Source organism: Streptomyces sp. NPDC029151 (assembly GCF_055564315.1).
In genome coordinates, this window is sequence record NZ_JBVHWQ010000001.1 from 1169822 (window position 1) to 1189391 (window position 19570).

24 protein-coding genes are annotated in these 19570 nt (G+C 72.7%); 5 read left to right on the plus strand and 19 right to left on the minus strand.

What is annotated here, in order from left to right; translation table 11 throughout:
- Positions 1-67: 67 nt before the first annotated feature.
- The 5 genes from ACZ4VF_RS04640 to ACZ4VF_RS04660 form a co-directional block, all read right to left on the minus strand.
- Positions 68-388 (minus strand): antibiotic biosynthesis monooxygenase family protein, encoded by a 321-nt coding sequence (locus ACZ4VF_RS04640; RefSeq protein WP_467923154.1) that lies wholly within the window; start codon positions 386-388, stop codon positions 68-70.
- Complete coding sequence (locus ACZ4VF_RS04645; RefSeq protein WP_467923155.1) at positions 385-696, minus strand: antibiotic biosynthesis monooxygenase family protein; 312 nt, start codon at positions 694-696, stop codon at positions 385-387. The genes ACZ4VF_RS04640 and ACZ4VF_RS04645 overlap by 4 nt, the downstream gene beginning before the upstream one ends.
- Position 697: 1 nt before the next feature.
- A complete protein-coding gene (locus ACZ4VF_RS04650; RefSeq protein WP_467923775.1) occupies positions 698-1447 on the minus strand; it encodes an SDR family NAD(P)-dependent oxidoreductase in 750 nt (249 codons plus the stop codon).
- Between the two features lie 83 nt (positions 1448-1530).
- Complete coding sequence (locus ACZ4VF_RS04655; protein WP_467923776.1) at positions 1531-2580, minus strand: methyltransferase; 1050 nt, start codon at positions 2578-2580, stop codon at positions 1531-1533.
- 76 nt (positions 2581-2656) lie between these two features.
- Positions 2657-3103, minus strand: a complete 447-nt coding sequence (locus tag ACZ4VF_RS04660) for an anthrone oxygenase family protein (RefSeq protein WP_467923156.1) — start codon at positions 3101-3103, stop codon at positions 2657-2659.
- Between the two features lie 233 nt (positions 3104-3336).
- On the opposite strand from ACZ4VF_RS04660, the gene ACZ4VF_RS04665 reads away from it, so the two are divergent.
- Together ACZ4VF_RS04665 and ACZ4VF_RS04670 are read left to right on the plus strand one after the other, a co-directional pair.
- Positions 3337-3786, plus strand: coding sequence for an anthrone oxygenase family protein (locus ACZ4VF_RS04665; RefSeq protein WP_467923157.1), 450 nt, complete (start codon positions 3337-3339; stop codon positions 3784-3786).
- Positions 3787-3802: 16 nt separating this feature from the next.
- Positions 3803-4543: a SchA/CurD-like domain-containing protein gene (locus ACZ4VF_RS04670; protein WP_467923158.1), complete on the plus strand. Its 741-nt coding sequence runs from the start codon at positions 3803-3805 to the stop codon at positions 4541-4543.
- A gap of 99 nt (positions 4544-4642) precedes the next feature.
- On the opposite strand, the gene ACZ4VF_RS04675 is transcribed toward ACZ4VF_RS04670, so the two are convergent.
- The 11 genes from ACZ4VF_RS04675 to ACZ4VF_RS04725 form a co-directional block, all read right to left on the minus strand.
- On the minus strand, positions 4643-5077 hold the full coding sequence (locus tag ACZ4VF_RS04675) for an SCP2 sterol-binding domain-containing protein (RefSeq protein ID WP_467923159.1): 435 nt from the start codon (positions 5075-5077) through the stop codon (positions 4643-4645).
- Entirely contained in the window at positions 5074-5418 is a 345-nt protein-coding gene (locus tag ACZ4VF_RS04680) for an antibiotic biosynthesis monooxygenase family protein (protein ID WP_467923160.1), read from the minus strand. The genes ACZ4VF_RS04675 and ACZ4VF_RS04680 overlap by 4 nt, the downstream gene beginning before the upstream one ends.
- Positions 5415-5885, minus strand: coding sequence for an SRPBCC family protein (locus ACZ4VF_RS04685; protein ID WP_467923777.1), 471 nt, complete (start codon positions 5883-5885; stop codon positions 5415-5417). Before ACZ4VF_RS04685 ends, ACZ4VF_RS04680 begins: the two co-directional genes overlap by 4 nt.
- A complete protein-coding gene (locus tag ACZ4VF_RS04690; RefSeq protein ID WP_467923161.1) occupies positions 5882-6136 on the minus strand; it encodes an acyl carrier protein in 255 nt (84 codons plus the stop codon). The genes ACZ4VF_RS04685 and ACZ4VF_RS04690 overlap by 4 nt, the downstream gene beginning before the upstream one ends.
- Before the next feature lie 52 nt (positions 6137-6188).
- Entirely contained in the window at positions 6189-7400 is a 1212-nt protein-coding gene (locus ACZ4VF_RS04695; RefSeq protein ID WP_467923162.1) for a ketosynthase chain-length factor, read from the minus strand.
- Positions 7397-8662, minus strand: a complete 1266-nt coding sequence (locus ACZ4VF_RS04700) for a beta-ketoacyl-[acyl-carrier-protein] synthase family protein (protein ID WP_467923163.1) — start codon at positions 8660-8662, stop codon at positions 7397-7399. Before ACZ4VF_RS04700 ends, ACZ4VF_RS04695 begins: the two co-directional genes overlap by 4 nt.
- On the minus strand, positions 8659-9084 hold the full coding sequence (locus ACZ4VF_RS04705) for a cupin domain-containing protein (protein WP_467923164.1): 426 nt from the start codon (positions 9082-9084) through the stop codon (positions 8659-8661). Before ACZ4VF_RS04705 ends, ACZ4VF_RS04700 begins: the two co-directional genes overlap by 4 nt.
- A gap of 58 nt (positions 9085-9142) precedes the next feature.
- Positions 9143-9463: a TcmI family type II polyketide cyclase gene (locus ACZ4VF_RS04710; RefSeq protein ID WP_467923165.1), complete on the minus strand. Its 321-nt coding sequence runs from the start codon at positions 9461-9463 to the stop codon at positions 9143-9145.
- 86 nt (positions 9464-9549) lie between these two features.
- Complete coding sequence (locus ACZ4VF_RS04715) at positions 9550-11061, minus strand: peptide MFS transporter (protein ID WP_467923166.1); 1512 nt, start codon at positions 11059-11061, stop codon at positions 9550-9552.
- 10 nt (positions 11062-11071) lie between these two features.
- The gene (fabG, locus tag ACZ4VF_RS04720) at positions 11072-11812 is read right to left on the minus strand and encodes a 3-oxoacyl-ACP reductase FabG (RefSeq protein ID WP_467923167.1); all 741 of its coding nucleotides are present in this window, start codon (positions 11810-11812) and stop codon (positions 11072-11074) included.
- Positions 11813-11873: 61 nt separating this feature from the next.
- A complete protein-coding gene (locus ACZ4VF_RS04725; RefSeq protein ID WP_467923168.1) occupies positions 11874-12941 on the minus strand; it encodes an acyltransferase domain-containing protein in 1068 nt (355 codons plus the stop codon).
- A gap of 96 nt (positions 12942-13037) precedes the next feature.
- On the opposite strand from ACZ4VF_RS04725, the gene ACZ4VF_RS04730 reads away from it, so the two are divergent.
- Positions 13038-14639: an acyl-CoA carboxylase subunit beta gene (locus ACZ4VF_RS04730; RefSeq protein ID WP_467923169.1), complete on the plus strand. Its 1602-nt coding sequence runs from the start codon at positions 13038-13040 to the stop codon at positions 14637-14639.
- On the plus strand, positions 14636-14845 hold the full coding sequence (locus ACZ4VF_RS04735; RefSeq protein WP_467923170.1) for an acyl-CoA carboxylase epsilon subunit: 210 nt from the start codon (positions 14636-14638) through the stop codon (positions 14843-14845). The genes ACZ4VF_RS04730 and ACZ4VF_RS04735 overlap by 4 nt, the downstream gene beginning before the upstream one ends.
- Positions 14846-14999: 154 nt before the next feature.
- Here ACZ4VF_RS04735 and ACZ4VF_RS04740 read toward each other — a convergent pair whose 3' ends face one another.
- The 3 genes from ACZ4VF_RS04740 to ACZ4VF_RS04750 form a co-directional block, all read right to left on the minus strand.
- A complete protein-coding gene (locus ACZ4VF_RS04740) occupies positions 15000-15959 on the minus strand; it encodes an LLM class F420-dependent oxidoreductase (protein WP_467923171.1) in 960 nt (319 codons plus the stop codon).
- 14 nt (positions 15960-15973) lie between these two features.
- On the minus strand, positions 15974-16402 hold the full coding sequence (locus ACZ4VF_RS04745) for an SCP2 sterol-binding domain-containing protein (RefSeq protein ID WP_467923172.1): 429 nt from the start codon (positions 16400-16402) through the stop codon (positions 15974-15976).
- A gap of 105 nt (positions 16403-16507) precedes the next feature.
- Complete coding sequence (locus ACZ4VF_RS04750) at positions 16508-18157, minus strand: FAD-dependent monooxygenase (RefSeq protein WP_467923173.1); 1650 nt, start codon at positions 18155-18157, stop codon at positions 16508-16510.
- Between the two features lie 193 nt (positions 18158-18350).
- Between ACZ4VF_RS04750 and ACZ4VF_RS04755 the strand changes: the two genes are divergently transcribed.
- Positions 18351-19547 (plus strand): acyltransferase family protein, encoded by a 1197-nt coding sequence (locus tag ACZ4VF_RS04755; protein WP_467923174.1) that lies wholly within the window; start codon positions 18351-18353, stop codon positions 19545-19547.
- Positions 19548-19570 lie beyond the last annotated feature (23 nt).

Sequence of the window (19570 nt, forward strand, 5' to 3'; positions counted from 1 at the left end):
GCACACACGGCGGTGCCCGGGAAGACCCTCGCGTCCTCCCGGGCACCGCCGTCCCGTCACGCACCCGTCAGTGCCGTGCGGCGACCTCCAGCAGAGCGAAGGGCAGCGACCGCTCCCGGTCCTGGTAGGGACGCAGCGGCGAGGTCGTGCCCCGGTGCGCGGAGCCCGACTCCCACCGGCGGAAGGCGTCCAGGCTCTCCCATTCGCTCAGCACGGCCCACCCGCCGGGCTCGGTCAGACTGCGCAGCAGCTCGTTGCCCAGCAGGCCGGGGGTCGCCGCCAGGTCCTCGCTGATGCGGTGATAGGCGTCCTCGATCTCCGGCGCGTCCGTCTCCCGCGCCCGCAGGTACAGCATGACCCGCACCCGGCCCGCGCGGCCGGCCGTCACGAGCCCCTCACCAGGTGCATCATCGCCAGCGAGCCGCCGGCCCGGAAGGGGTGGAGCTTCTCGCGGTGCGCGATGTGTTCCGGGCTCCTCTCGAAGGCGAGGAAGGAGTCCCGGTCCGTCCAGTCGCTGACCACGAAGTAGACCGGCTCCTCGGAAGCGCTGCGGGCCAGCGTGTGGCCGAGGTTGCCGCTCCGCGCGGTGACCTCCTTGCTGCCCTCCTCCCAGGCCTTCTCGAACTCCGCCTCGGTGCCCGGTCTCACCTGCACGGTGAGCAGCACCCGGAAGGTGCCCGCCGGTGCGGACGCCATCTCAGACACCTCCGTCGACGTGCAGGGTCTCGCCGTTGACGTACGACGACAGGTCGCTCGCGAGGAAGAGCACCGCACCGGCGATCTCCTCGGGCCGGCCGAACCTGCCCAGCGCCATCATGCGCAGGTAGCGCTCGTTGTACTGGGCCCGCTGCTCCTCCGACAGTTCGTCGGGCTCGGAGGTGTCGATGACGCCGGGGGCGACCACGTTGAACCGGATCCCCTTGCCGCCGAGTTCCTTGCACAGGCTGCGGGTCAGGCCGACGAGGCCCGCCTTCGACGCGGTGTAGTGGCTGCGCAGCGGGATGCCGGCCATCGCGCCGCGGGAACCCACGTTGATCACCGACGAGCCGGAGCGCAGCAGCGGCAGCGCCTTGCCGATCACCATGAACGGGCCGGTGAGGTTGGTCGCGATGACCCGCTCCCACTCCTCGACGGGCAGTTCGGCGAAGGGCACGTGGCTGATCACGCCCGCGTTGTTGACCAGCACGTCGAGGCTGTCGAAGCGGTCGCGCACCTCCCGCAGGAGCTGCTCGACCCCCTCCCGCTGCCCCACGTCGGCCTTCACCACCGCGTGGTCGCCGCCGGTCTCCTTCAGTTCGCGGACGAGGCGTTCCACCGCCTCACCGTCCTGCCGGTAGCAGGTCACCACCTGGGCGCCGGCCCGGGCCAGCGAGAGCACGACGGCCCGCCCGATGCCCCTCGTGCCGCCGGTGACCAGCGCCTTCTTTCCCGCCAGTTGCAGATCCACGTCTTCCTCCGTCATTCGTCCGGGGTGTCCGTCACTCGTCGGGGATGTGCGTCACTCGTCGTGGTTCTCGGGCGCCGGCCGGTTCAGCCGGTGCCGGCCGGGCGGCACTCCAGCACCGCCCAGCGGCCGGGTACGGGGTCGTTCACGAGCTCCAGCCCGGCCGCCGCCAGCAGTGCGCGCCACTGCCCCTCGTCGCGCTCGCGGCCGCCGAAGCGGAGCATCATGTCGAGGTCGAGCAGCTTGCCGCGGTCCCACTGGCCGGCCGGCCCCACCAGGAACTCGCAGACCAGCAGCCGTCCGTCCGGCCGGTCCGCCAGTGCCTCGCGGATCCGGCCGAGGATGCGTACGGCGTGTTCGTCGTCCCAGTCGTGGAGGACGGCTTTGAGGACGTACGCGTCCGCCCCGGGCGGCAGCGCCTCGAAGAAGTCCCCGGCCACCACCTCCGCGCGGTCGGCGACGCCCGCCGCTTCGAGCAGCTTGCCGGCCTCCTCCACCACGGCGGGCCGGTCGACGAGTGTGCCGGTGCTGCCGGCGTGGCGTTTGAGGACCTCGGCCAGGAAGTAGCCGTGACCGCCGCCCACGTCGGTGATGCGGGGGAAGCGCCCGAAGTCGAAGCCGTCCAGCAGCATCGCGGTCGTGGCCCGGCTCATGCCGGTCATCGCCCGGTCGAACAGGGCGCCCGTCCGCGGGTTCTGCTCCAGGTGCGCGAAGAAGCCGTGCCCGAAGACGTCCTCGAAGGCGGGTTCGCCGGTGCGCACGGTGTGGATCAGCCGCCCGTACGAGCGCCACATCACGTCGTCGCCGTTGTAGAGCACCATGTCCCGCTGGCTGCCGGGGACGTCGGAGCGCAGCGCCTGGCTGAGCTCCGTCAGACCGTACCGCCCGTCGGGTGCCTCCTCGAACAGGCCGAAGGCCGCGGCCACGCGGAGCACCCGGCCGAGGCTGTCGGCGTGGGTGCCGGTGCGCGCGGCGAGCGTGGGGACGTCGAGCGGGCCGTCCGCCAGTTCGTCGGCGACGCCGAGCTCGGCGACCACGTGCAGTACGCGGGAGATCCGCGTGCCGTCGGTGAGCAGCAGCAGCCGCACATGGGGCGGCAGCGCCCCTGCCATCGGCGGGCCGACCACGCCGGTCATTGCGTCCACAGGGTTCTCCTGGTTCTTCCGGGTGCTGGGATGGGTGAGGGGGCCGTCAGGCCGGGCCGACGGGGGATCACATCAGGGCGGCGGCCGCACCGACGTTGACGACCAGCGCCGACACGGCCAGGGCGCCGCGCACGCGGTTCCAGCGGATCCAGCGCTCGCGCGGGTCGCGCGCGGCGAAGTCGGCCGGCAGGCGCTGCGCGTCGAGGGTCGACAGCCAGCGGTTGATGGGGACGTTCTTGGTGAGCGACACCGTCATGGCGCTCACGAGGAGCACCGCCGCCAGCGCCGCGAGCACGCGGACGACCGCGTCGCCGCCGGGCAGCGCCGCCAGGGCCACGTCGCACAGCAGGCAACTGAGCAGCGACACCGGCATGAACGGGTCGAAGCGGGTCACGAGGCCCTGGTGGACCGGCACGTACATGCTGGTGGGCAGGGTCGTGAAGAGCGGGGCGGCGAGCACCGAGATCGACAGGCCGCCCGCCGCGAGACCGCCGGCGAACAAGGCCAGGGGCATCAGAACGTGCGTGGGCTGCAACGTGGTCACCTCCGACGTGGCCGCCGCCCGGCGCGGCGAACTGGTGCCACGACTGTCGGAGCTGCCGGTCGAAGAGGACTCGACCGCGGCTCGACGCCCGCCGGTGCCGGACGCCGGCGCGGACTCGTTGAGTGCCGCTCCACGGCGCATCGAGCAGGGCGGGCCAGGGTGACGGTCGACATACCCACTGCCGTTCGGAGTCGTGATGCCGCGTGATTGCTGAACAAGTGCTCGCCGGGACGGTGCTCGTCGGGACGGGCACCGTCACCGGGATCTTCGTGGCGGTGGCGGTGAGCGTCGCCCCGGCGATGTCGGCGATGGAGCGCGCCGACTACCTGCGCGCCCACGCGCTGCTGGGCAAGGGCTACCACCCGCTGATGCCGATCCTGGTCAACGTCGTCACCCTGGGCGGCTTCGCCCTGGCGTGGCTCGCCGAGTCTCCGGCCCGGTGGCTGTTCCCCCTGGCGTCGGTGCTGCTCATCGGGGTGCAGGCGGTCTCGCACCTCGGCAACGTCCCGATCAACCGGTCACTGGGCGCGCTCGCCGCCGACGGGCCCTGGCAGGATCCGCGGCCGCTGTGGCGCGCCTGGCACCGGCTGCGCACCGCCCTCGCGCTCCTCGCACTGCTCACCGACACCGTCGCGGTGCTCGCCACCCGCTGAAGAGGAAGGAAGCCGCATGCCACTGGACGCGATCACCTACCGCGTCAAGGCCGGTCACGAGGACCGGCTCATCGAGGTGTTCTCCCCCCGCAACTTCACCCGGGTCGACTCGCCCGTCATCAAGGACGCCACCGGCCGGACGGTCGGGATGCTGCTCGGCACGGGGCTGTTCGTGCAGGGCGAGACCCTGGTCAGAGTGATCCACCACGACGGTGTTCCCGCGGCGCAGATCGCCCGCCACATGTCGGTGCAGGGGGGCGTGCGCGAGGCCGAGCGGGCGATCCAGCCCTGGCTGACCGAGCCACGCGACACCGAGACCGAACAGGGGTTCCGGGACCACTTCCACCGCAGCCTGATGCTCGTGCTGGAGCAGGACAGTCCCGACGAGCGGCCGGCGGCCGGCACGGTGGCCCTGCGCTATCCGCTGCGCCCCGGGGCGGGCGCCGAACTCGCCGAGGCCCGGGACGTCTCGGGCCGCGGCACGCCGCTGCGGGTGTCCCCCGACCACCCGACGATCGTGCGCACGGCCCTGTTCCTGCAGCAGGACACGCTGGTGCGGGTGGTCCAGTACGACGGCCACCCGTACGACGTCGTCGGCTACCTGTCGGACCGGTGCCACGGTGAGAAGGCCGAGGCCTGGCTGGCGGACTACCTGCTCGACCCGAGCCGGCCCGTGGACCCGGACGCCTACCTGGTCCGCACGCACGAGCAGGCGATGACGTCCATCGCGCACATGTCGGTCCTCGGCGTGGAGTGAGGCCCGGGCCGCCTCGACGACGCGGCCCCCAGCACACGGGCGACGACGAAGCCGCCGCCGGGTCCGGGACCCGGCGGCGGCTTCCGCCGTGGCGGACGGTCAGATCTCGGGGTGGTCGAACCACTCCCCCAGCTTGGTGCCCATCAGGGGGCTGCCGCTCAGCTTGAGCTTCCCGGTCAGGAACGCCTTGGCGCCGGGCAGCTTGCCGACCCCCATGGCGATCATGTCGGGCAGCTTGATGCCGATGGTGATGTCGGGCGCCTCGTGCTGTCCCGCGCCGCAGCCGCAGGTGCCGTCCTCGACGTGCACCCAGTACGGCTTCCGGCCGGTGGAGGTGGCGATGTCGAACTGGAAGGTGCCCTTCTCGCCGCCGGCCTTCTCGGGGTTGAACTCCGAGACCAGCAGGTCGAACAGGAGCCGCAGCGTGGCGTCCACCCCTCCGGGGCGCTGGGCCACGGCCGCTTCCAGTTCCCTGGCCGGTGTCGACTCCACCAGGTCGACCAGGTCGGTCACGTCCTGCTGCTGTGTGGTCATGCCGTTCTCCCTGGTTGCTCGGCCGCGGCCGCCGCGGCGGGTGACAGGTGGTGCAGGGGCTCCAGCAGACGCATCTCGCCGGCGGTCCGCATCGGCCACAGCCGCTTCAGGTACGCCTGCTGCTCCGGGCTCCGCTCGAACGCCCGGAACGCGGGCTCGTCCGTCCAGTCCGTCAGCACGGTGTACACGCCCGGCTGGTCGACCTGGCGCAGGAGCTGCTGGCCGTGGTTGTGCGGGAACCGGCGCACGGTCTGCGCGTGGCTGCGCCACAGCTCCTCGAACTCGGCCTCGTGGCCCGCGCCGATCTCGATGCGCAGGGCGACCCGCAGTCCGGCCGTCACCGCTCCTCCCGTCCCCGGTCGACGGCGGCCTTCTCGACGAGCTCCTTGATCCGGGCCATCTCCCTGCGCGTGTTGCGGTTGAGCCGCTCGGTCATCTCCGCGTCCCCGAACGGCAGCCCCGGCCGCACCGTGAACTCCTGCTGCCAGCGCATCTCGACGCCGTCCCCGGTCTGCCGGTACTGCCAGAGCAGGTTCATGTGGGTGAAGGGGCCGGTCTCGATCCGGCGGGCCCGGACGGTGCGGGTGACCGGGTCGGGAGTGCGTTCGGAGACCCAGCTCCACACGTCGCCGTTGTCGTCGGGGCGCAGCGTGAGCCGGAACCGGACGGTGTCGCCCTCCCGTTCCAGGATCTCGGCCGCCGCGTACTCCGAGAAGAGTTCCGGCCAGGACTCGACGTCGTTGGTCATCTCCCACACCAGGTCCATGGGAGCGTCGATGACGACGGAGTTGTCGGTGACGGCCATCAGACGGCCGCCAGACGTGCGTTGACGTAGTCAAGCACGGCCTGCGGCGAGTCCATCTCCTCGATGGCCTCGTCGGGGATCTTCAGTCCGTACTGCCGCTGGATCTGGCTGGCGATCTCCAGCACGGCGAGCGAGTCGTAGCCGATCTCGGTGAAGGCCACGCCGAGCCGGCTCTCCTCCAGCTCCTCGGCCTCCCCCTCACCGACCGCGGTGGTCATGATCTGCTTCAGGTCGTCGAAGGTCATGCTGCTCATGGGTTCGCTTCCTCCTGGGCATGGGGTGCTGTGAAGGGCGTACGGGTGGTGGTCACGCGGAGCGCAGTACCACGGCGGCGTTGAACCCGCCGTAGCCGCGCGCCAGGACGAGCGCGGTGCGCAGGCGGGCGCGCCGGGGCCGGTCCGTCACCACGTCGAGGCGGTGCGCGGGGTCGGCGACCGTGTTGACGGCCGGCGGGATGATCTGGTCCCGCAGCGCCAGCACCGCGGCGGCCACGTCGAGCGGTGCGCCGCCGGCGTACAGGCGGCCCGTCATGGTCTTGGGGACGCTCACGGGTACGGCGCCGGGTCCGAACACGGTGTTGACGGCCTCGGCCTCCTGGCGGTCGAGCTCCGGCACCCCGTGGCCGTCGGCGAGGACGACGTCGACGTCGGCGGGCCGCAGCCCGGCGTCGGCGAGGGCCAGCTCGATCGCCCTGCGCAGGCCCGGCGGGCGGCCGGAGCCGGGGCGCGGGTCGAAGGTCGCGGCGTACCCGGCGACGAGCGCGTAGACCTGGGGGGCGGACCGGGCGCGGGCCTGGTCGAGGCTCTCCACCACCAGGATCGCCCCGCCCTCGCCGGGCACGTAGCCGCTCGCCTCGCGGTCGAAGGGCACGAACGCGCGGTCCGGGCGGTGCTGTCCGCTGAGCCGGCCGTTGGAGAGCTGGCAGGTCAGTCCGTACGGCGACAGGGAGGCGTCGGTGCCGCCGGACAGCACCACCCGCGTGCCCCGGGCGAGGACGCGCCGGGCCTGCGCGAGCACGTCCAGACCGCCCGCCTGCTCGGAGCAGAGGACGCCGCAGGGTCCGCGCATGCCGTGCCGGATGGACAGCTGGCCGGTGGTGGCCGCGTAGAACCAGGCGATGGACATGTACGCGCCCACGGCCTGTGGGCCCTCGCTGTAGAGCTTCTGCAGCTCGCGCTGGCCGAACTCGACGCCGCCGGAGGAGTTGGCGGTGATCACCGCCAGGTCCAGGTCGGCGAACGCGTCGGTGTCCAGCGACGCGTCGGCGAGCGCCTCGTTGGTGGCCGCGAAGGCGTACTGCGTCATGGCGTCCGTCTCGCTGATGAGCCGGGCGGGCGCGTGATCGGCCGGGTCGAAGCCGGTGACCTCGCCGGCGACCCGGGTCGGGTAGCGGCTCGCGTCGAACCGGCTGATGGTGTCGAGACCGGACTTGCCGTCCAGGGTCGCCTGCCACCACGACTCGCGGTCCAGGCCGTTGGGCGCGACGACGCCGACACCGGTGATGACGGACGCGGTCATCCGATCCTCCTCGGGGACGTGAGCACCACCGCGCTCTGGAACCCGCCGAACCCGCTGCCGACGCTCAGGACGACGTCCAGCTCGGCCTCGCGCGCGGTCTGCGGCACGTAGTCGAGGTCGCACTCGGGGTCGCGTTCCTCGTAGTTGGCGGTGGGCGGCACCGTGCCGCGGTCGATGGCGAGGGCGCTCGCGGCGATCTCGATCGACCCGATGGAGCCCAGCGAGTGCCCCACCATGGACTTGATGGAGCTGACCGGGATGCGGTAGGCGTGCTCGCCGAGGCTGCGCTTGTAGGCGGCGGTCTCGTGCCGGTCGTTCTGCCGGGTGCCCGAGCCGTGGGCGTTGCAGTAGTCGATCTCCTCCGGGTTGATCCGGGCCTCGTCGAGCGCGGCGGTGATGGCCTCGCCCATCTCCCGCCCGTCCGGCCGCAGTCCGGTCATGTGGTAGCCGTTGGCGCGCGCGGCGTACCCGGCGACCTCGCAGTAGATCCGGGCCCCGCGCCGGCGGGCGTGCTCCAGTTCCTCGATGACGAAGACCGCCGACCCCTCGCCGAGGACCAGGCCGTTGCGTCGTCGGTCGAACGGCTTGCAGGCGTGCTCGGGGTCGTCGTTGCTGGTGGAGGAGGCACGCAGGGTGTCGAAGCACGACACGGTGATCGGGTAGATCGGGGCGTCGGTGGCGCCGGCGACCATCACGTCCGCCGAGCCCTCGCGGATCAGGTCGACGGCGTAGCCGACCGCGTCGATGCCCGCGCAGCACCCGGAGCTGACGACGGTCGCCGGGCCCTCGGCGGAGACCGCCCAGGCCACCTCCTTCGCGAGCGAGCTGGACATGACGTAGGAGTAGAGGTGCGGCTTCATGTACGCGGGGTCGACCAGCCACTGGCGGCCGTTGTCGCTGACCGTCCGGTACTCCTGCTCCATGGAGATGGCGTTGCCGACGCCGTTGCCGATGCTCACCCCGATCCGGTGGGCGTTGTGGTCGTCCGGTTCGAACCCGCTGTCCGCCAGGGCCTCGCGGGCGGCGACCAGGGCGAACTGCCCGGCCCGGTCCGTGCGCCGGATCTCCTGGTAGGACAGTCCCTCCCGCTCGGGGTCGAAGTCGCACTCGGCGCCGATCCGGCTGCGGAAGGGCGAGGGGTCGAAGAGGGTGATGCCCCGGGTCGCCGTCCGCCCCTTGACGATCATCTCCCAGAACGGTTCCCGTCCGGTCGGGCCCGGGGCGACGACCCCGATCCCGGTGATGACCGCGCGGCCGGTCATCGCACGTCCCCCACTTCGGGGAGCGAGCCCTCGCCGGGCAGCGGCTCGCAGTCGACGTGGCCCAGTTCCGGGCTGGGCGCGAGCGGTCCGAGGAAGAAGGTGACGAAGGCCTGCTCGGTGCCGTGGTTCTCGATGCGGTGCCGGACACCGATGGGCACCATGAAGGACTCGCCGGTTTCGAGTTCCAGCTCCTCGCCGTCGACGCGGAGCAGCAGCCGGCCCCGGACGACGTGGAAGAACTCCTCGGAGTAGGGGTGGTAGTGCTCGGAGACGTACTCGCCGGGCTCCAGCGTGCCGACGCCCATGAAACCGGCGGTGGCTCCGCAGGTCTTGGGGCTGAGCAGGACACGCAGGTCGCCTCCGCGCCTGCGGTTGGCCGGCACGTCGTTCACGGCGATCTTGATGGGGTCGAAGGTCTGCATAGGTGCTCCATGTGGGGACCGGGCAGCGGCGGAATGCGGGGAAGCGGCGGGGACGCCGTCACGGCGTCCAGGTGTAGAAGGGCTCGGCCATGGAGTCCTTCGGCTCGCGCCAGTTCGGGTCGTAGGGCGTCATGAACTCGGCGAGACGGGTGTTGATGTCGGCGTAGAGCGGGTGGCTGCGGGCCTTGTAGAGCCGTTCGTTGATCGGCTCGTCCGCCTCGACGAGGTGGAAGTACAGACCGTGGAACCGGAACAGCGTGCGGCGCTGCACGCCGATCATGTGCGGCAGCTCGCTGGCGTCCGACTCGGCGAACAGCGCGGCCACCTTGTCGGCGTCGTCGTGGTTCATCCGCGCGACGATGAGGGTGCGGTGGGCCATGGAGAACTCCCTTCGGAGCGGGGACACGGAACGAGCGGGCCGGCCACCACCCCGGGAGCGGTGGCTCAGCTGTCCGGAAACGATCCTCACTCGGCGGCCTTGAGGGCTCGTCCAGCGGAGCTCGCGCGTCCGGGGGCCGCGGTGACCAGCGTCAGCGCGGTCAGTACGGCGACGGCGGAGAACCCGCCCAGATAGACCCAGAGCGGTACGACGCCGACCAGCCGGGAGAGCTGGCCGCCCACCCCGGCGCCCAGCGCCGCCCCCAGGTAGAACAGCCCCATCATGCGGCTGCCGTGCCCGTCGGGCGTCGACTCGGCGGTGATGCTCAACCCGACCGGTCCGAAGACCAGTTCCGCACAGCTGACACCGAGGAAGGCGACCAGCAGCCAGCCGGCGGACACCCGTGTGTCGCCGGTCTCGGCCGTGCGGGCCCCCCAGGCCAGGACGGCGAACCCGCCGGCCGCCCCCAGCAGTCCGGCCGAGAACTGCCGCACGGTGCCCGTCACACCGCGCGGCCTCAGCCGCAGCCACAGCCAGGCGGAGAGCGGGGCCAGCAGCAGGACGAACAGCGGGTGGGCGGACTGGAACCAGCTGGCCGGCACCTCGAACCCGGCCATGTCCCGGTCCGTGTAGGAGTCGGCGAACAGGCTGAACACGGAGCCCAGTTGCCCGTACATGGCCCAGAACAGAACGGCCGGCACGAAGACGCGGCGGTAGCCGCGGATGCGGACCCGCGCCGGTTCGTCCAGGTCCCGGCCGCGCAGCAGCCGCCGGAAGTACCACACCGGCAGGACCAGTGAGGCCAGCCCGCACAGGGCCAGCACCGGTCGGAGCGGCACACCGCCGACGGCCGTCACGGCCGCGCCCAGCAGGACGGCGGCTCCCAGGGCCGCCCAGGCCGCGCGGACCAGCCGGCGCGCCGCGGCGGGCGGCAGCGGACGGGCCGGGCCCGTGCGGCCGCGCAGGGCGGGCGCTCCGCGCAGGTACTGCGCGACGCCGGCGAGCATGCCGACGGCGGCCGCGCCGAACCCCAGGTGCCAGTCGACCCGTTCGCCGAGCGCACCGGTGACCAGCGGCCCGGTCAGCGCGCTCACCTGCACGCTCATGTAGAAGAGCGAGAAGGCGGCCTGCCGCCGGCCGCTGTCGCCGCCCGGCGTCATCTGGTCGAACACCACCGGCAGGTTCGGCTTGAACAGGCCGGTGCCGCTCGCCACGAGGAACAGCCCCGGGTAGAAGAAGCCTGGCACGGGTACGGCCATGCAGGCGTGCCCGGCGGCGATGGTCAGGGCCCCGCAGAGCATCGCGCGGTGTGTGCCGAGGACCCGGTCGCCGAGCCAGCCGCCGGGCATGGCCGCGAGGAAGGACAGGGACACGTACAGGCCGAACAGCGCACCGGCGGTGCCCGCGGACAGTCCGAGCCCGCCCTCGGCGGTGGGGGTCGTGGCGTAGAGGAAGAGCAGCGCCTGCATGCCGTAGTAGCTGAAGCGTTCCCACATGTCCGTCAGGAACAGGGTGCTGAACCAGCGTTCGCGCAGGAGCGTCCACACGGGCGGGTCCGGCGCGGGTTCCGGGAGCACGAGGGGTTCGGAGGAGGTCATGAGCCCGCCCTCACAGGGCTATCCCGCCGTCGATCTGGACCACCTGGCCGGTGATGTAGTCGGCGGCGTCGGAGAGCAGGAAGGCGACCAGTTCCGCCACGGACCCGGCGGTGCCGAACCGGCCCATCGCGACGGTGGCCAGTGCGGCCGTGCGGGCCTTGTCCGTCATCCCGTCCAGCATGTCGGTGTCGATGAATCCCGGCGCCACCGCGTTGACCCGGACGCCGTAGGGCGCGACCTCCTTGGCGAGCGCCCGGGTCAGGCCGTTCATCCCGGCCTTGGCCGCCGCGTAGTTGGTCTGCCCCGCGTGGCCGTAGACGCCGATGACCGAGGAGACGTTCACGATCGCGCCCGAGCGGCGGGTGAGCATGCCGCGCAGCACCGAGCGGCACACGTGGTAGGTCCCGTCGAGGCTGGTGCCGACGACCTGCCGCCAGTCCTGCGGCGCCATCAGCGCCATGGGGCGGTCCCGGAGCACGCCGGCGCAGTTCACCACGGCGTGCGTGGGGCCGAGCTTCTCCTCCGACTCGTCGACGAAGCGCCGTACCGCCTCCAGGTCGGTCACGTCACAGACGACGTGGTGGACCGCCGCGCCGGTCTCCTCGACCAGCCGGACCGTCTCCAGCGCGGCCTCGTCCGCCGACCGCGAGCAGAAACCGACGGCGTGACCCGCGCGGGCCAGCCGGACGGCGACCGCCCGGCCGATGCCGCGCGATCCACCGGTCACCAGCGCAGTGCGCCCTGTGTCCATCTTGTGCCCCTCACCGTATGGGATCGTCGGGTATGTCAACTGCCTTGGAAGGTGCAGGAGTTCAGCGGAGTCCACGGTGTTCGCCGTGGTGGGCGCGCGCATCGCGGGGCGGGCCGGAGGCGGCCTCGAAGGGCCGGGGGGCCGTCAGGTGGCCTCCGTCCGCCAGCGCGGCCCGCGCCGCCTCCACGCAGCGCCGGTCCGCGTCGGGCCCGGCCGCCCTAGGGGGCAGCGTCGGCACCACGGCGCTGCGGCCCGCGCGCACCGCCGGATGCGCGCGGGCCAGCACCGTCAGGGTCTGCGCCGGGCCCGTCTCCACCAGGAGGCGGTCGCCGTCCCCCAGCACCCGGTCGAGCGTGCGCCAGAACATCACGGGCCGGGTCGGCTGCGCGGCCCAGAAGTGCGGGTCGACGGACTCGTGCGCGCGGAGGGGGCCCGCGGTGTAGGCGGAGTACAGCGGGGCGCGGGGGACGGCCGGGCGCAGCCGGGCGACGAGGCCGACGGTGTCCGCCACCAGCGGGGCCAGGGCGGGGCTGTGGTACGGCGTGTGCGTGCCCAGCCTCCGGAAGGTCCTGCCGTCCGCGCGCAGCGCGTGCTCGGCCGCGCGCAGCAGGTGCTCCGGGCCGGACAGCACGGTGTGGCGCGGCCCGTTCACCGCGCCCACCACCAGGTCGCCGCCCAGGTAGCCGGACAGCTCCTGCGGCCCGGCCGCCACCGCGAGCATCCCGCCCGCCGGCGTGGAGCGCTGCATCCGGACCCGTTCCCACAGCAGCCGTACCGCGGCGTCCAGGCCGAAGACGCCGGTGAGGACCGCGGCGGCGAGCTCCCCCATGCTGTGGCCCAGGTACGCCGCCGGCCGCACGCCCCAGCTCTGCACCAGCCGCCCCATGGCGTAGTCCACGGCGAACAGCAGCGGCGCCGCACGGCTGTCGGCGTCCAGGGGGACGCGGGGTTCGTCGGCGAGCCAGTCCGCGCGGATCGCCTCCCCCTCGGGGCCGAGCCGGCCCAGCACCGCTTCGACGGCTTCGGTGAAGACCGGCTGGTGACGCCAGAGGCCGAGGGCCATGCGGGGGTGCTGGGCTCCGGTCCCCGGCAGCATCAGGACCACGGAACGGCACTGCGACGGTGTCATGGCGGAAGGCTGGACCGGCCCGTTCGGGGCGGACTCGATCCGTACGTCAACGCCCGGTCGAGCCCGGCTTGAGCGGTTCTGCCGACCCTGTGCCCCATGACCCACGTCGGAGATTGCCTGGATTCCCTGCCGGCGGCGCCCATGGACGGCCATCTGCGCGACCGTGCCGCCGAACTCACCGAACTGCTCCAGAACGTGCGCAACGGACCGAGTGAGCGGGCGACTCGGGCCCAGCACGCGAAGGGCAAACTGACCGTGCGGGAGCGGATCGACCTCCTGCTCGACCCGGGCAGCTTCACCGAGATCGAGGAGTTGCGGCGGCACCGTGCCACCGGCTTCGGGCTGGAGGAGCGGCGTCCGCACACCGACGGTGTCGTCACCGGCTGGGGCCGGGTGCACGGCCGGACGGTGTTCGTGTACGCGCACGACTTCCGGATCTTCGGCGGGGCGCTCGGCGAGGCCCACGCCACGAAGATCCACAAGCTGATCGACCTGGCGGAGGGGGCCGGCGCGCCGGTCGTGGGTCTGTGCGACGGGGCGGGCGCGCGCATCCAGGAGGGTGTCACGGCACTGGCCGGCTACGGCGGCATCTTCACCCGGATCGTCCGCAACTCCGGGGTGATCCCGCAGGTCAGCGTGATCCTCGGTCCGTGCGCCGGTGGCGCCGCCTACGCCCCGGCGCTGACCGACTTCGTCTTCATGGTGCGCGGCACCGGGCAGATGTTCCTGACCGGCCCGGACGTGGTGCAGGCGGTCACGGGCGAGGTCGTCACGCACGAGGTCCTCGGCGGCGCGGACACCCACGCGTCGCTCTCCGGGGTGGCGCACGGCGTGTACGACGACGAGGAGACGTGCCTGGAGGACGTACGGCACCTGCTGTCCCTGCTGCCCTCCCACAACCGTGAGCTGCCGCCCGCCGAGCCGTGCGGCGACCCCGCCGACCGCAGGACCGAGGCGCTGCTCGACCTCGTCCCGGTCGACCCCAACCGTTCGTACGACATGCGCGCGGTCGTCGCGGAGATCGTGGACGACGGGGAGTTCTTCGAGATCCAGGAGACCTGGGCGACCAACATCGTGTGCGCGCTGGCCCGGCTGGACGGCCGCACGGTGGGGATCGTGGCCAACCAGCCCGCGTCGTTCGCGGGGGTGCTGGACATCCGGGCCTCGGAGAAGGCGTCCCGCTTCGTGCAGACCTGCGACGCGTTCAACATCCCGCTGGTCACGCTGGTCGACGTACCCGGTTTCCTGCCCGGTGTCGACCAGGAGCACGGCGGGGTCATCCGGCACGGCGCCAAGCTGCTGTACGCCTACTGCAACGCCACGGTGCCCCGGGTGCAGGTGATCCTGCGGAAGGCGTACGGGGGCGCGTACATCGTGATGGACTCGCGCTCCATCGGCACGGACGTCTCCCTGGCCTGGCCCGGGAACGAGATCGCGGTCATGGGCGCCGAGGGCGCGGCCAACGTGGTGTTCCGCCGGGAGATCGCGGCCGCCGAGGATCCCGACGCCGCCCGCGCCCGGTTCGTCAAGGAGTACCGGGCGGAGCTGATGCACCCCTACTACGCGGCGGAGCGCGGTCTGGTGGACAGTGTGATCGATCCGGCCGAGACCCGCGCCCGGGTCATCTCCGCCCTGGCGATGCTCCGGGTCAAACACGCCGCGCTGCCCAGCCGCAAGCACGGCAACCCACCGCAGTGAGCGGCACGGCACCGGGCGCCGGTGCGGTACGCGTGCTGCGCGGCCGGCCGGCCCCCGAGGAGCTCGCCGCCGTGCTGACGGTCCTCATGGCCGCGTCGGCCGCCACGGCGCCGCCCGGTCCCCCGGGCGGCAGCCCCGAACCGGCCCCCTGGGCCCACCGCTCCCTCCCCGCCCCCGGGGGCGGAACCACCTGGCGCACCCCCTGACCCACGACGTGCCCTGCCCGGCACCCGCCGCCGGGCAGGGCACGCGCACGCTCCCCCGCACGCGGCCGGGGCACGACGTCGTCCCGCCCGCCGGAGGGCAGCGGGCGGGACGTCGGGACACGAGGGCGCGGCGGAGCAGGCGGTGCGGGACGGTTCAGCGCACCTGGGCGATGACCTCCGCCCACCGTTCCAGCGCGCCGGGCCGGTGCAGGTCGGACGGCTCGACCACCGCGTGGTCGATGCCGAGTTCGGCGAGTGCGCCGTAGCGGTCCACGGCCTGCGCGGGCGTCATGGTGCCGCTGCCGCCGGTGGGCGAGAGGGTGACGCCGCCCAGGGTGGTCTTCTCCAGCTCCTTCCAGGGGCGCCCGTACTCCTCGCAGCGCTCGCGCAGCACGGCGAGCTTGCGGCGGAGCATGCCGAAGGGGTCGCGGCCGCCGCCCCGGCGCATCGGATGGTCGGGCGGCAGGGTCTTCATCTTCTCGGCGAGCATCTCCGGGGTGGGGGGCTCGTAGAAGTTGCAGGCGTCCGCGTACTGCGCGATCAGCCGGGACGTCCGCTTCTCCCCCTGTCCGCCGACCAGGATCGGCGGATGCGGCCTGCTGAGGGCGGCCGGCGCGTTCAGGGGCCGGTCCAGCCGGTAGTGCTCGCCCTCGAACGGGCTCTCGTCCCCGGCCCACATCCGGTGGGCGATCTGCAGCGCCTCCTCGAGCCGCTCGAAGCGTTCGCGCAGCGGACGGACCGGGATGCCGTACGCCCGCTGCTCCTCCTCGTACCAGGACGCCCCGATCCCGAGCGCGGCCCGCCCGCCCGACAGCACGTCCAGCGTCGTGACCGTCTTGACGAGCAGGGCCGGGTGACGGTGCGTGACCCCGGAGACCATGGTGCCCAGCCGCAGCGTCGAGGTCTGCCCGGCGACGTACGCCAGCGTCGTGTACGCCTCCAGGCAGTCTCCCTCCGGCGGCCCGTTCAGCGGTGTCTGGAAGAAGTGGTCCATCACCCAGAGGCTGCTGAAGCCCGCCTGCTCGGCGTCCCGGCCGATCCGGCCCAGCGTGCTGCCGTACTCCCGGCTTCCGCCCGGCCAGTCGAACGCGCTGACCATCAGACCCAGTCTCATCGGCTGCCCCCTCCTCAGTCCCGGCGGAACCACTGGCCGAGCTTCAGCCCGAACATGGCGTTCCCCTTGAGCTTCATCCGCCCGGTGACGAACGCGCGCTGGCCGCTGAGCTGACCGGTGGCGAGGCGGGCCAGGTCGGTGAGGCCGATGCCGATGGTGATGTCGGCGCCGTCGTGGGTGCCGCGGCCCGCCACGCAGGTGTCGTTCTCGACGTGGAGGTAGCGGGACTTGACGCCCTCGCCGGTGGTGATCTCGTACTGGAAGACGCCCTTCTCGCCCTTCACCCGGTCCGGGTCGACCAGCGAGGCCATGTGGGCGAAGACGGTGTCGAGTGCCGTGTCGAGGCCACCGGGCTCGGCGGCGAGCGCGGCGTTCAGACCGGAGTCCGGGGTGGCTCTGATCAGGGTGGCCAGCCGGGTGTATCCGGTGTCCACATCGGTCATCGCGATCTCCTTGGTTCGGCGTGGTCGGGTTGCGTCGGTCGGGTTGCGTCCGTCGGGTTGCGTCGGCGGGTCCCGGCGGTGAGCCGGCCGGGGACGGCCGAGGGGTCAGTCGAGCTGCAGGAGGGAGTCCAGTACGCGCTTAAGCGCGGCCCGGGGGACGGCCGGGAGGTCGACCGAGCGCCAGGCCACGAACCCGTCGGGCCGGACCAGCACGGCTCCGGCGTCCCCCACCCCGTAACGGGCGGCCCAACCGCCCGACGGGTCCTGGACGTCGCCGCCGACACGGTGGGCGGTCAGCCGCAGCCCGCGCCGTGCGGCGGCGTCCTCGGCGGCCGCGGCCCAGGCGGCCCCCTTCTCGCCGGCGAGCAGTACCCAGCCCTCGCCGAACAGGTCCAGGGCCGAGATCTCCCGTCCGTCCCGGACCAGCGGCAGGTGCGGGGCCCGGCTGCCGGGCTGGGCGCGCAGGTCCCGCGGGGCGTGGACGGGCTCCTGGTCGTGCGGGTCGGTGCCGAGTACGGCGGCGGAACGGTAGCGGTAGCCGAAGATCACGCTCCAGTACGGGTGGATGACCGTACCGTCGACCTCCACCGCGGTCTCCGACTCGCCCGGGTGCTCGCTGTCGCCGCGCCCGACCATCCGTGCCATGGCCTGTTCCAGCGTGAACAGCGACACCTGCCGGCGCTCCTCGTCGTAGGTGTCGAGCAGTCCCTCGCCCGCCTCCCCGCGGAGCACCGCGGCGAGTTTCCAGGCCAGGTTGTGCGCGTCGGCGATGCCGCTGCTGCCGCCGAAGGCCCCGCTCGGCGGCACCATCCGCGCGGCGTCGCCGGCCAGGAGCACCCGGCCGCTGCGGAAGCGTTCCGCGGTGTAGCCGCCGATCGGGAAGGAGAGGATCTTCGCGCCGGTCTGCGGGATCTGCACCTTGAGCGTGACGTCGAGGTCGGGTACGCCGACGGCCTCACGGACCCAGCCCAGCACCTGTTCCTCGGTCACGGCGCCGACGGGGGTGCCGTCGGCCGCGTAGTACGGCATCCCGAACACCCAGGCGCGGTCGCCGTCGTGCGGGAAGACGATCGTCTTGTCGACGGGGCGGCTGACGAAGGCCAGCCCCGGGCGGCGGCCGCGCAGCACGGGTCCCAGATCGGCCTCGAAGACGACGCTGAGGGTCTCCATGAGCACCCCGGGCCCGGTGAACCGCACGCCGAGCGCTTCGCGCACTCCGCTGCGCCAGCCGTCCGCGGCGACCAGGTAGGAGCCGGTGACGGCGGTCTCGTTGCCGCTCGCCAGATCGCGCAGGACGGCGGTGACCCCGTCCGGTCCCTGGTCGAAGCCGACGAGCTCGGTGCCGAAGCGGATGTCCGCGCCGAGTTCGGTCGCCCGCTTGCGCAGGAGCACCTCCAGCCGGTCCTGGTCGATGGCGCACCAGGAGCAGGGGCTGACCCCGTCGACGTTCCCCGGGGCGAGGCTGTCCAGGACGTACTCCTCGGCAGCCAGGGTCTCGGCCCGCACCATCTGGTCGGCGGACTCGGTGGCCACCACGCCCATCGAGAGGTTGGCGTGCAGGTCCCGCTCCAGGCCCACCTGGCGCAGGATCTCCACGGAGCGCGGGTTGATGCCGCGCGCCCTGGGGTGCAGCAGGGTGTCGGCGTGCCGCTCGACGACGAGCGTCGACACCCCGTGCCAGGCCAGGAACACGGCGGTCGTCAGCCCGGTCAGCCCGCCTCCGACCACCAGTACCCGTTCGTGCTCGTCACTCATCAGGGCTGTCCCTTCCGGTGAGGCCGCGGAGGTGCGGCGCGGTGCCAGCTCGGACGTCGTCGGCTCAGACACTGGCGGCGCGGTCTCGAAACTCGCTCAAGCGCGGCTCCACGACCGTGGCTGGATCTGCTCTGGAGCGCCCTTCGAGCGGCGGCCCCGACCGTCGGGAACCACACGCTTCGAGGAGCTGCTGATGGACACTGACGCGACCGAACCCGCACCACCGCGCCTCGCACCGGCTCCGCGGGCCGGCCAGGGGCCCGGGCGCCCGCTCACCACGCGCCTGGACGGGCTCACCGGGCTGCGCGGCGTCGCGGCGCTGGGGGTCGTCTTCGTGCACCTCAATCCGTTCCTGCCGATTCCCGGTACGTTCGACCTCTTCGGCTTCGGGGACGCGGGCGTCCCTCTCTTCTTCGTGCTCTCCGGCTTCGTGCTGACCTTCGCGTTCGAGCGGGAACGCACTCCCGGCCGCTTCTACTGGCGGCGCTTCACCCGGGTCGTGCCGCTCAGCGTGGTCATCACCCTTCTGGCGACGCTCTTCATGTCGGGGGCGCCCGACACCGAACCGGGCAGTCTGCTGCTGATGAGCGCGCTGACGCTGCTGATGGTCAACGCCTGGGTCCCGACGGCGATCCGCAACTCGCCGAACCCGCAGAGCTGGACCCTCTCCTGCGAGATCGCCTTCTACGCCGTCCTGCCGTTCCTGGCCGGACCGCTGCGCCGCCGCACCCAGCGGCAGCTCGCGGTGCTCGCCGGGCTCGCCGTCGCGTTCGGCCTGGCCGTCGCCGGCTGGATGCGCTGGCAGCACCCCGACGCGGTCGGCCTGGACCGCATCGACTCCGATCTCGGCGTCCTGGTCACCATGTCCCCGCCGGCCACCTTCTACCAGTTCTTCCTCGGCCTGGTCGTCGGTGCGGCGGTACGGAACGGGTGGCGGCCCCGGGTCCCTCCCCGGGTCTGTCTGGCGCTGGTGGCGCTGGTCTGCGCGGTGAACATGGTGTGGGGGCTGAAGTCACTGCTCGGCCCGGTGGTCACACCGGTGTTCGCGGTACTCATCGCCGGTCTGGCGGTCGAGGAGCGGGACGGGGCCCGCTCGTGGTTCGCCCGGCGGGCGGTGGTCAGGCTGGGCGACTGGTCGTACGCGCTGTACATGATCCACTTCATGGTGATCCTCTCGATCTCCATGCCGGTCACCGGCAAGACCGGGTTCGAATGGCCCGACGCGCGCTGGATCCACCTCCCCTTCGCCGTCCTGGCCATCGCCGTCTCGCTGGCCTGCGCCTGGTTGCTGACGGTCAAGGTCCAGCAGCCCATCGAGCGACGGCTGCGGGCCCGCTGGTTCCGCGAGCAGGGCGCCCCGGGGAGTGCCGAGCGCGCCTCCCTCGGATGACCCGAGCAGGCTAATGCTCTGGA

What these genes read in the sequence shown, in the direction of transcription:
- ACZ4VF_RS04705 (WP_467923164.1), bottom strand. Translation starts at nt 9,084, where the DNA reads ATGCAGACCTTCGACCCCATCAAGATCGCCGTGAACGACGTGCCGGCC.
- ACZ4VF_RS04695 (WP_467923162.1), bottom strand. Translation starts at nt 7,400, where the DNA reads ATGACCGCGTCCGTCATCACCGGTGTCGGCGTCGTCGCGCCCAACGGC.
- ACZ4VF_RS04670 (WP_467923158.1), top strand. Translation starts at nt 3,803, where the DNA reads ATGCCACTGGACGCGATCACCTACCGCGTCAAGGCCGGTCACGAGGAC.
- fabG (WP_467923167.1), bottom strand. Translation starts at nt 11,812, where the DNA reads ATGGACACAGGGCGCACTGCGCTGGTGACCGGTGGATCGCGCGGCATC.
- ACZ4VF_RS04730 (WP_467923169.1), top strand. Translation starts at nt 13,038, where the DNA reads ATGACCCACGTCGGAGATTGCCTGGATTCCCTGCCGGCGGCGCCCATG.
- ACZ4VF_RS04715 (WP_467923166.1), bottom strand. Translation starts at nt 11,061, where the DNA reads ATGACCTCCTCCGAACCCCTCGTGCTCCCGGAACCCGCGCCGGACCCG.
- ACZ4VF_RS04645 (WP_467923155.1), bottom strand. Translation starts at nt 696, where the DNA reads ATGGCGTCCGCACCGGCGGGCACCTTCCGGGTGCTGCTCACCGTGCAG.
- ACZ4VF_RS04755 (WP_467923174.1), top strand. Translation starts at nt 18,351, where the DNA reads ATGGACACTGACGCGACCGAACCCGCACCACCGCGCCTCGCACCGGCT.
- ACZ4VF_RS04725 (WP_467923168.1), bottom strand. Translation starts at nt 12,941, where the DNA reads ATGACACCGTCGCAGTGCCGTTCCGTGGTCCTGATGCTGCCGGGGACC.
- ACZ4VF_RS04745 (WP_467923172.1), bottom strand. Translation starts at nt 16,402, where the DNA reads ATGACCGATGTGGACACCGGATACACCCGGCTGGCCACCCTGATCAGA.
- ACZ4VF_RS04740 (WP_467923171.1), bottom strand. Translation starts at nt 15,959, where the DNA reads ATGAGACTGGGTCTGATGGTCAGCGCGTTCGACTGGCCGGGCGGAAGC.
- ACZ4VF_RS04655 (WP_467923776.1), bottom strand. Translation starts at nt 2,580, where the DNA reads ATGACCGGCGTGGTCGGCCCGCCGATGGCAGGGGCGCTGCCGCCCCAT.
- ACZ4VF_RS04690 (WP_467923161.1), bottom strand. Translation starts at nt 6,136, where the DNA reads ATGAGCAGCATGACCTTCGACGACCTGAAGCAGATCATGACCACCGCG.
- ACZ4VF_RS04750 (WP_467923173.1), bottom strand. Translation starts at nt 18,157, where the DNA reads ATGAGTGACGAGCACGAACGGGTACTGGTGGTCGGAGGCGGGCTGACC.
- ACZ4VF_RS04700 (WP_467923163.1), bottom strand. Translation starts at nt 8,662, where the DNA reads ATGACCGGCCGCGCGGTCATCACCGGGATCGGGGTCGTCGCCCCGGGC.
- ACZ4VF_RS04660 (WP_467923156.1), bottom strand. Translation starts at nt 3,103, where the DNA reads ATGCCCCTGGCCTTGTTCGCCGGCGGTCTCGCGGCGGGCGGCCTGTCG.
- ACZ4VF_RS04710 (WP_467923165.1), bottom strand. Translation starts at nt 9,463, where the DNA reads ATGGCCCACCGCACCCTCATCGTCGCGCGGATGAACCACGACGACGCC.
- ACZ4VF_RS04675 (WP_467923159.1), bottom strand. Translation starts at nt 5,077, where the DNA reads ATGACCACACAGCAGCAGGACGTGACCGACCTGGTCGACCTGGTGGAG.